General features: G+C 61.8%; 8 protein-coding genes. 3 read left to right on the forward strand and 5 right to left on the reverse strand.

The window, feature by feature from the left end:
* Positions 1 to 248: 248 nt before the first annotated feature.
* From fabB to MUM_RS0101725, 5 genes are all read right to left on the reverse strand, one after another.
* Positions 249 to 1469, reverse strand: coding sequence for a beta-ketoacyl-ACP synthase I (gene fabB, locus MUM_RS0101705; protein ID WP_010166296.1), 1221 nt, complete (start codon positions 1467 to 1469; stop codon positions 249 to 251).
* Between the two features lie 11 nt (positions 1470 to 1480).
* The gene (gene fabA, locus MUM_RS0101710) at positions 1481 to 1996 is read right to left on the reverse strand and encodes a 3-hydroxyacyl-[acyl-carrier-protein] dehydratase FabA (RefSeq protein WP_003210552.1); all 516 of its coding nucleotides are present in this window, start codon (positions 1994 to 1996) and stop codon (positions 1481 to 1483) included.
* 248 nt (positions 1997 to 2244) lie between these two features.
* A complete protein-coding gene (locus tag MUM_RS0101715) occupies positions 2245 to 4146 on the reverse strand; it encodes an ATP-binding protein (protein WP_010166304.1) in 1902 nt (633 codons plus the stop codon).
* Positions 4143 to 5075, reverse strand: coding sequence for an ABC transporter substrate-binding protein (locus MUM_RS0101720; protein WP_081480044.1), 933 nt, complete (start codon positions 5073 to 5075; stop codon positions 4143 to 4145). The genes MUM_RS0101715 and MUM_RS0101720 overlap by 4 nt, the downstream gene beginning before the upstream one ends.
* Before the next feature lies 1 nt (position 5076).
* Positions 5077 to 7209, reverse strand: a complete 2133-nt coding sequence (locus MUM_RS0101725) for a TonB-dependent receptor plug domain-containing protein (protein ID WP_336604753.1) — start codon at positions 7207 to 7209, stop codon at positions 5077 to 5079.
* Positions 7210 to 7404: 195 nt separating this feature from the next.
* Between MUM_RS0101725 and MUM_RS0101730 the strand changes: the two genes are divergently transcribed.
* From MUM_RS0101730 to sixA, 3 genes are read left to right on the forward strand one after another with little or no spacing between them, the layout of a single operon-like run.
* Positions 7405 to 8430: an NAD(P)H-dependent glycerol-3-phosphate dehydrogenase gene (locus MUM_RS0101730; RefSeq protein ID WP_010166309.1), complete on the forward strand. Its 1026-nt coding sequence runs from the start codon at positions 7405 to 7407 to the stop codon at positions 8428 to 8430.
* Between the two features lie 10 nt (positions 8431 to 8440).
* Entirely contained in the window at positions 8441 to 8788 is a 348-nt protein-coding gene (locus MUM_RS0101735) for a DUF4389 domain-containing protein (protein WP_003210547.1), read from the forward strand.
* Positions 8785 to 9234, forward strand: a complete 450-nt coding sequence (gene sixA, locus MUM_RS0101740) for a phosphohistidine phosphatase SixA (RefSeq protein WP_010166312.1) — start codon at positions 8785 to 8787, stop codon at positions 9232 to 9234. The genes MUM_RS0101735 and sixA overlap by 4 nt, the downstream gene beginning before the upstream one ends.
* Positions 9235 to 9400: the final 166 nt, after the last annotated feature.

Consider the following 9400-nt stretch of genomic DNA (forward strand, 5'->3'; position numbering starts at 1 on the left):
GCCCGCGCAGTAGTACCGGAGAGAGGGCACACCGAGCCTAAGCGAGGTGCCGAGTGGTGGGGCAAGAGCGTTTTGCTTACTTTTGCGCTGTTCAAAAGTGAGCCGCCGTAAGGGCGGAACCCATAGCCGCCCTGACCGCAGCAACGGATAAGCCCCCAACCCCCCCCCTGCACTACCGGTGCTTTTCAGGGCGCAAAAAAAAACGCCCCGAACCAGTCGGGGCGTTTTCAGGTGATCAAGCTGCGGGCTTACTTGCCCTGCCAGCGTTTCAGCACCAGGGTAGCGTTAGTGCCACCAAAGCCGAAGCTGTTGCTCATCACAGTGTTGATGCTTGCATCTTCACGGGTCTTGGTCAGGATCGGCATGTCAGCCACTTCCGGGTCCAGTTCCTCGATGTTGGCAGAACCTGCCATGAAGTTGCCTTCCATCATCAGCAGGCAGTAGATCGCTTCGTGAACGCCGGCGGCGCCCAGGGAGTGACCCGACAGGCTCTTGGTAGAGCTGATCGCCGGTGCCTTGTCGCCGAATACCGCACGCACGCCTTCCATTTCCTTGGAGTCGCCGACCGGAGTCGAAGTGCCGTGGGTGTTCAGGTAGTCGATCGGGGTATCAACGGTAGCCATGGCCATCTGCATGCAGCGGATGGCGCCTTCGCCGCTTGGCGCAACCATGTCGTAGCCGTCGGAAGTGGCGCCGTAGCCGACGATTTCCGCGTAGATCTTCGCACCACGGGCCAGGGCGTGTTCCAGCTCCTCGACCACCACCATGCCGCCGCCACCGGCGATGACGAAACCGTCACGCTTGGCGTCGTAGGCACGGGAGGCTTTTTCCGGGGTTTCGTTGTACTGGGTCGACAGGGCGCCCATGGCGTCGAACAGGAACGACTGGCTCCAATGTTCTTCTTCACCGCCGCCAGCAAACACGATGTCTTGCTTGCCCAGCTGGATCTGCTCTACCGCAGTACCGATGCAGTGAGCACTGGTGGCGCAAGCGGAGGAGATCGAGTAGTTCACGCCCTTGATCTTGAATGGCGTGGCCAGGCAGGCGGAAACGGTGCTGCCCATGGTCCGCGTGACGCGGTACGGGCCGACACGCTTGACGCCTTTCTCGCGCAGGATGTCCAGCGCTTCCATCTGGTTCAAGGTCGACGCGCCACCGGAACCGGCGATCAGGCCGGTGCGCACGTTGGACACCTGGTCTTCGCTCAGGCCGGAATCGGTGATTGCGTCCTTCATGGCCAGGTAGGCGTAAGCGGCGGCGTGGCCGACGAAGCGATAGATCTTGCGATCAATCAGTTCTTCGAGGGGCAGGTCGATGGAGCCGGAAACCTGGCTACGCAGACCCATTTCGGCATATTCCGGGTTAAAGCGGATGCCAGGGCGACTTGCACGCAGGTTAGCGGAGACGGTCTCTTTGTCATTGCCCAGGCACGAAACGATGCCCAGACCAGTGATAACGACGCGGCGCATGCGGATAACCCTTAAAAGTTGTCAGTGGAAGTGAATACGCCGACCCGAAGGCCTTCGGCAGTATAAATCTCGCGACCGTCGACAGTCACCGAACCATCGGCAATGGCCAGGTTCAGCTTGCCCTTGAGGACGCGCTTGATTTGAATGTTGTAGGTGACTTTCTTGGCGGTCGGCAAGACCTGGCCAAAGAACTTCACTTCGCCCGAACCCAGGGCGCGACCGCGGCCCGGCAGGCCTTGCCAGCCGAGGTAGAAGCCAACCAGCTGCCACATGGCGTCGAGGCCCAGGCAGCCCGGCATTACCGGATCGCCTTCGAAATGGCAGGCGAAAAACCACAGGTCAGGGGTGATATCCAGCTCGGCGACCAATTCACCTTTGCCGTACTTGCCACCCTCTTCGCTGATATGGGTGATGCGATCCACCATCAGCATGTTCGGGGCGGGCAGTTGCGCGTTACCTGGGCCGAACAGCTCACCGCGACTGCAGCGCAGCAGGTCTTCCCGAGTAAAGGCGTTTTGTTTGGTCATGCGAGCTCCTCAATAATCCCATGCGGCAGGGCAGGGCAAATCTTCCCGGCCGACTGAAGCGTTCATGCCTCATATCGGCAGCCTACACATAGACTATTGCGTTGTAGTGAAAGTCACAGCGTCAAGGTCATGAATGTACACTTGTGCACTGAAATTATAAACCGGGCCGGTTTACGGGCCCGTTCGGGTGCCTAAGACTGCCGCACTTTCGTCTTTCACGCCAGTCGCAGTTGGCTGATGGCACCGTGTTACTGCACCCATCGTTGTAGGATTTGCTGCAAATCCGTGCGTTTGAACGGCTTTGCCAGGTAATCGTTCATTCCGGCCGCAAGGCAGGCTTCGCGGTCGCCCTGCAAGGCGTTGGCGGTGAGGGCAATGATCGGCAGGTCGGCGCAGCCGGGCAACTGGCGAATCTGCCGGGTGGCCTCGTAGCCATCGATGCCCGGCAGCCGGCAATCCATCAGGATCGCGGTAAAAATCAGGCTCTCGGCACTGCGGATCGCCTCGGCGCCGTCGGTGGCGATGCTCACCTCGAACCCCAGGCTGCGCAGCATGGCTTCGACCACGGTGCGATTGACCGGGTTGTCTTCCACCAGTAATACGTTGCGCCCTTCACCCGCGCTGGCATTGCCTTCGGCGTTTGGCGCGAGCACCGGCAGGCTCTGCTGGTAGATCGCCAGGGGGATTTCCAGGGTGAACACCGAGCCCTGGCCTTCTTCACTCTGGGCGCGCAGGGTGCCGCCCATGCGTTCAGCCAGGGTGCGCGCGATAGGCAAGCCAAGCCCTGTGCCGCCGTAACGTCTTGAAATGGAACTGTCGGCTTGCTGGAACGCATCGAACATCAGTTCCAGGCGCTCGGCCGAAATGCCAATCCCGCTGTCGCGCACGGTGCAGGTGAACCACAGCAATTCATGGTCCAGCGTCTGCCAGTGAGGTTCGACGGTGACGGTGCCGTGCTCGGTAAACTTGAGGGCATTGCCGATCAGGTTCACCAGAATCTGCCGGATGCGGGTCGGGTCGCCTTGCACTTGCAGCGAGTCCAGGCCCGTGGGGATTGGCACGTCAAGCACCAGCCCGCGTTGCTGGGCCGCATGCTGGAAGGCCTGGGCGCAACTGCTGATCAGCTCCACCAGGTCGAACGGAATGTGCTCAAGCTCCAGGGCGGCGCGCTCGATACGCGAGAAGTCGAGGATGTCGTTGATCACTTTCAGCAGGTGTTCGGTGGACTCCGAAGCCAGCGCCGCGTACTCGGTCTGCTCCTCGGTCATGTCGGTGGTTTCCAGCAGTTGCAGCATGCCCAGCACTCCGTTCATCGGCGTGCGCAGTTCATGGCTCATCATTGCCAGGAAGTCCGACTTGGCATTGTTCGCCCGCTCGGCTTCTTCGCGGGTCTGGATCAGTTGGGCCATGGCCTGGTGCTGTTCGCGGCTGGCCTGGTTCAAGCCGTCGGCCAGGTTATTGATGTGGCGCGACAGGTCGCCCAACTCCGAATCGTCGACGATGGGCAGTGGCGTCTGGTAGTCACCCTGCTGGATCGCCTTGACCGCATTCCCCATGGCGCTGATCGGCTGTGACAGGCTGGCCGCCAGGCGCCGGGCCAGCAGGAAGGTAAACAGCAGGGCGAACAGCGCGAGAATCCCGGCCTTGAACAGGATTTCCTGCTGGCGCTGGCTGAACGCATCGTTGGACATGCCGACAATCACCCGCCCCAGGTAGTCCGCGCGGGGCGCCTTGGGCTCTGCGGTGCTGTCCTGGAAGAAGTCGTTGCCCAACTGGATATGCTGCAGGCGGATCGGCGCCTGGAACACTTTCACCGACAGAGAACGATCGTGCTTTTCCGACGGTTGCTCGACGTACACCAGGATATTTTCCGAGCTGTCCTGAATCTCCAGGAAGCGCACATGTGGCGTGGCCAAGGTGGCGCGCAACAGGCTTTCGAGCACGTCGTTGTTGCCGGAAATCACCCCGTATTCGGTGGCCGGCGCCAGTTGGTTGGCGATCAATTGGCCGGTGTGGTCCAGCTCCTGGCGCAAATCCTGGATCCGCACGAAGGTAAAGAAGCTGATCAGCAACAGCGTCAGCAGGAGTGCCGGGCCCAGGGTAATGAGCTGGGTTCGGGTGTTGATGTCCCAACGGCGACGAAAGGTCATGGACGTTTTTCTCCTTCGGCCAGGCGGGTGGCGACGTTGGTTTCGTCCACCTGTTCGATCCCCAGTGAGCGCGCAACCTGTGGGTTGCCCACGACTTTGAAACGGTCCGGGTACAACGAGCGCGGCCAGCCGGACGGGGTATGGTCCAGCAGCCGGTCGAGCACGTTCAGCCAGTCGGCCTGATCGCTGTAGGTGCTGGCCAGGCTGCCGGCCTTGACGAACCCGGCGTTGGGCCCGACCAGTGGCAATTGCCTGGCGTAGCTGCTGAGCAGCAGGTTTTTTGCGGTTTTCGGGTTGTACAGCTGGGGATCATCCAGCCCCAGTAGCACGTCGCTGCTCTTGAACAGGCTTTGCAGCGGACGACTGTCATTAATGTTGTCCCAGAGCTGGGGCACGATCTCCAGGCCCATGGGCGCCGCGTATTGGCGCAGCTCACGCAGCAGGAACTCGCTGTCGATGCCGTAGAGCACGCCGATACGCCGGGCCTGGGGCAGGATGCCGGTGATCAGGCGCAGTTGGCGGTCCAGCGGTGGGTCGCTCCACAACAGGCTGATCTTCGGTGGCACGCTGTCCCCCAGACGCTGGCGGGCTTGCAGGCGGCTGATGCGCAGCACCAGGGTCGGCGGGCCCTGGGTGTCTTGCAGGCGCCAGTCGAGGCTGGGCAGGTCCAGCAGGATCAGACGGGTGCTGGCCGGCAAGTGCGCGGGGGTGGGGAGGTCTTTGAGCGGGGTGAACGTCACGCGGTCTTCGGGGCGCTCTTGGGCCAGGGCCTGCACGAAGGTTTGTACCCCCGGGCCGTCTTCTTCGGCGGTCAGCAGGATGTCCGCCGCCCATGCCGGGGCGGCAAACAATAAAATCCCGAGCAGCACACAGCGCCGCCAGAGTCGGGCGGTAAAGGAGAGGGTCATCCGTGACGGGGCGCGGTTCATGCTAGAACTCTAACTCCGCGCTGAAGTAGAGCACGTGGCGCTGGTCATAGTTATTGTCGGGCCAGGTGGTGGGCTGATTGTCGAGCCGTTGCTGCAACATGCCGGCCAGCTCCACGTTGGCTTTGCCCAGGGCAATGCGCTTGGCCACTCGCAGGTCGACCCGTTCGAAGCGATATTGGTTGAGCGCGTCGTCGCCATAGTAGAACACCGCGCTCGACCAGCCATGGCCCCATTCACGCATCCAGCCGGCCGAGCCGCTGTTGCGGGCGGTTTGCTGTTTGTCCAGCGGGTTGGTGGCGCTGGCATCCACATAAGCATAGGTGACACGCAGCCGGTCGGCGGTGCTCATGTGCCAGTCGAGCTGGGTTTCGGTGCCGGTAAAACGCGAGCTGTTGGAGTTGCTGGCGATGTACTGGTTGTTGCGCAGCGGCTCGCTGACCATGTCGCTGATTTCGTCGTAGAACAGCTTTACGTCCACGTTCAGCCCGATGTCGGCAAAAAAGCCGTTGTAGCCCAGTTCCCGGGAGCGCATCAGCTCTTTGTCGAGGTTGCCCGGGCCGCGGGTCACCACGAAGTATTGACCGGAGTTCTGGCCGTAGGTCGGCGAGCTGAGGTTGGTGACGCGGTAGCTCCAGTTGACGTTGTTCTCGAACATGTCCGGCGAGCGGATGGCTTCGGAGTACACCGCGCGCAGGCCGTGGCGCGGGTTGATCAGGTAGTTGACGGCCACCCGGGGCGTCAGCGAGTTGCCGCTCAGGTGGGTGTCTTCGTACATCGCACCGCCCTGCAGCAGCCAGTGTTCGCTGGCGCGCCATTCCAGATGGCCGAACAGGCGCCAGGTGGTGTCGTCGATAGTGCCGTTGAAGTAGGTGTCGGAGTCGGCGCGGTCGTAGCGGTAGTTCATGCCACTGACCAGGCGCAGGCTGTCGGACAGGCTGAGGGTGTCTTGCAGCTCCAGGTCGTAGCGGCTTTCCTTGGTGCTTTGGTCGATGTTGCCGCAGACGCTCTGGTTCGCGCCATTACGCCATTGATCCAGTACCTGATTGCCCAATGCCTGTTCGGCGGCACTGCCGGGCGGCGCCGAACCCTTGCTGAACGCATCCATATGCCGGGCCAGTTTTTCGGCATAGTTGGGATTGAGCTGCCACAGCTGGGTCAACTCTGGGCTGAACGAGACCTTGGCGTCGCAGGCGCGCCAGATCTGCCGGCGATCCCACTGCTGGGCCGAACCCTGGATATACAGGCTGTGATCGGGATTGAAATCGAAATTCCAACGCAGGGAGCCAGCATAGTCCTTGGCGCTGACGTCGGAATTGGTACCGCCTTCCGTAATCCCGTCGAACACCGGTTGGTAGGTGTACGGGCGTTGGTTGGTGCCTTCCTTGGCGTCCAGTTGCCAGTCGATGCTTTGTTGCGCGTTCAGTGTCTGGCTCACGGCCAGGCTGAAGCGGCTCAGGCGGCGACTGTCGCGGCGGTCGGCACCGACGCGGTCGCTGTCAAAGCCATCGTCCTGTTGCCCGGAGAGCGAGAGGCGCAGGTCGCCGGTTTCCCAGCCCATGCCCTGGCTGGCGTACCAGTCGTTGATCCCGCGGCCGCCCTGGGTAAGTTTCATTCGGGTGCCGTGGCTGTTGGCCGGCGAGCGGGTGAGGATGTTGACGACGGCCATCAGCGCGTTGGCGCCGTAGCTGACGGTGTTGGGGCCGCGGAAGACCTCGATGCGGTCGATGTCTTCCAGGGCTACCGGGATATCACTCCAGTCCACCGTCGCCAGGCCCGCGCGGTACACCGAGCGACCATCGATCAGCACCTGCATGCGCCGGGCGTCGCCCGCCTGGGTGCCGTGGTAATTCACGGCGGCCTGGTTGCCGGTGGTGTAGCCGACCATCATCCCGGGCACCAGGCGCAGCAGTTCGGGGATGTCCCGCGCGCCGCTGGCCTTGATCAGCTCGCTGTCGATCACCGTCATGCTGCCGGGCACGGCCGCGGCCGATTGCTTGAGCCGGGTAGCGGTCAGCACCTGCGGCAGCGGTTGGCTGTCGAGGAACAGATCGTCGGCCAGCAGCGGAGCACTGCACAACGGCATGCACAACAGCGTCAGCAAAAGGGATGAGCGAGGAGGAGGGCCCAAATACACGGCACGGCCTTGATAATTACGGATAGCCGCCCATGTTAACTGAGGTGGGGCCTTTTGCCAGTCGTCGCCCCTGTAATTACTTCGCTTAAATGTCGCATTTTCCGACGAGCGTTTGAATTGACGCGGGGGCTGGCCGCAGGCGGGTCGCTCCGTATAATGCGGCCATCGCCACTGCTATGGATTAACGGATTGCATATGACTGAACAGCGCTCTATTGCGGTCCTGGGAGGCGGAAGTTTTGGTACCGCCGTGGCAAATCTGCTGGCTGAAAATGGTCACCGGGTGCGTCAATGGATGCGTGACCCCGAGCAAGCCGAGGCCATTCGGGTCAACCGGGAAAACCCCCGTTACCTTAAAGGCATCAAGATTCTCCCTGCCGTCGAGCCGGTCACCGATTTGCTGGCGACGCTGACCGAGTGCGACCTGTGTTTCGTCGCGCTGCCGTCCAGTGCCTTGCGTTCGGTGCTTGCGCCCCACGCCGAGCGGTTGGCGGGCAAGTTGCTGGTCAGCCTGACCAAGGGCATCGAGGCGCATACCTTCAAGTTGATGAGTGAAATCCTTGAAGAGATCGCCCCCGAGGCGCGTATTGGCGTGTTGTCCGGCCCGAACCTGGCGCGGGAAGTGGCTGAGCACGCACTGACCGCCACCGTGATCGCCAGCGAAGACGAAGCACTCTGCGAGCGGGTGCAGGAAGTGCTGCACGGTCGCACCTTCCGCGTGTACGCCAGTGCCGACCGCTTCGGCGTCGAGCTGGGCGGCGCGCTGAAAAATGTCTACGCGATCATCGCCGGCATGGCCGTTGCGCTGGGGATGGGCGAAAACACCAAGAGCATGTTGATCACTCGCGCCTTGGCCGAGATGACGCGGTTTGCGGTCAACCAGGGCGCCAACCCGATGACCTTCCTCGGTCTGGCGGGTGTGGGCGACCTGATCGTCACCTGCTCGTCACCGAAAAGCCGCAACTATCAAGTCGGTTTTGCCCTCGGCCAGGGCCTGAGCCTGGAAGACGCCGTCACCCGGCTGGGGGAAGTCGCCGAAGGCGTCAACACCCTGAAAGTGTTGAAGGCCAAGGCCCACGAAGTCGGAGTGTACATGCCGCTGGTCGCGGGTTTGCACGCGATCCTGTTTGAAGGGCGCACCTTGAACCAGGTCATCGAGTTGCTGATGCGGGCCGAGCCGAAGACCGATGTCGACTTTATTTCCACCAGTGGTTTCAACTGAGGAACGCGCGATGAACGATCCGAAAGCAGCACCCAAGTACGAATCCATCGGCCTGCGTGTCCTGTGGATGCTGGTGTTTGCCCTGGTGTGGCAAGTGGCGCAGTTTCTGCTGGGCGCTTTGGTGGTGGTGCAACTGGTTTACCGGCTGGTGTACGGCGCGCCGAACCTTGGGCTGATGAATTTTGGTGACAGCCTGAGTCAGTTTTTGGCGCAGATTGGGCGGTTTGGCAGTTTTCACAGTGACCAGAAGCCTTGGCCGTTTGCTGATTGGCCGACGCCCCGTGCGCCTGAAGGTGAGGCTGCTCACAGCGTGCCGCCCGCGCCGCATCCTGCCCGTGATGAGGAACCGAAACTATGAAGGTGTGGGTATTGCGTCACGGTGAAGCCGAGGGGCATGCGCGCACGGATGCCGAGCGTAATTTGACGGCCCATGGGCGCGAAGAGGTGTTGCGCAGTGCGGGGCATCTGATCGGGCAGCCGATTCGGGCGATTATTGCGAGCCCGTATGTGCGGGCGCAGCAGACGGCGCAGTTGGTGCGTGAGGCGTTGGGGTTTGAGCCGGAGATTCGGACGGTGCCCTGGTTGACGCCGGAGAGTAATCCGCTGGAGGTGCTCAAGCATCTCGACAATGACGATGATGTGTTGCTGGTTAGCCATCAGCCGTTTGTGGGCGGGTTGATCAGTTATTTGCAGCATGGGCATTTGCGGCAGCCGCAGCCTATGAGTACGGCGAGTCTGGCTGAGCTGGAGGGGGATTTTCCGCTGGCGGGGTTGATGAGCCTTTTGGGGGTTCGGAATCCTTAGGTGGGGATTGGGGTTGGGGGTTGAGTACATATCCGTTGCTGCGGTAACGGCTGATATGGGTTCCGCTCTTACAGCGGCTCACTTTGGAAAAGCCCCAAAGTAAGCAAAGGGCTCTGCCCCGCCTGTCGGCACCTCGCCTAGGCTCGGTGTTCCCTCACTCCGGCAT

The sequence above is a fragment of the Pseudomonas sp. PAMC 25886 genome (genome assembly GCF_000242655.1).
In the GTDB taxonomy this organism is placed as follows: domain Bacteria; phylum Pseudomonadota; class Gammaproteobacteria; order Pseudomonadales; family Pseudomonadaceae; genus Aquipseudomonas.

What these genes read in the sequence shown, in the direction of transcription:
- MUM_RS0101715 (WP_010166304.1), bottom strand. Translation starts at nt 4,146, where the DNA reads ATGACCTTTCGTCGCCGTTGGGACATCAACACCCGAACCCAGCTCATT.
- MUM_RS0101720 (WP_081480044.1), bottom strand. Translation starts at nt 5,075, where the DNA reads ATGAACCGCGCCCCGTCACGGATGACCCTCTCCTTTACCGCCCGACTC.
- sixA (WP_010166312.1), top strand. Translation starts at nt 8,785, where the DNA reads ATGAAGGTGTGGGTATTGCGTCACGGTGAAGCCGAGGGGCATGCGCGC.
- fabB (WP_010166296.1), bottom strand. Translation starts at nt 1,469, where the DNA reads ATGCGCCGCGTCGTTATCACTGGTCTGGGCATCGTTTCGTGCCTGGGC.
- MUM_RS0101735 (WP_003210547.1), top strand. Translation starts at nt 8,441, where the DNA reads ATGAACGATCCGAAAGCAGCACCCAAGTACGAATCCATCGGCCTGCGT.
- MUM_RS0101730 (WP_010166309.1), top strand. Translation starts at nt 7,405, where the DNA reads ATGACTGAACAGCGCTCTATTGCGGTCCTGGGAGGCGGAAGTTTTGGT.
- fabA (WP_003210552.1), bottom strand. Translation starts at nt 1,996, where the DNA reads ATGACCAAACAAAACGCCTTTACTCGGGAAGACCTGCTGCGCTGCAGT.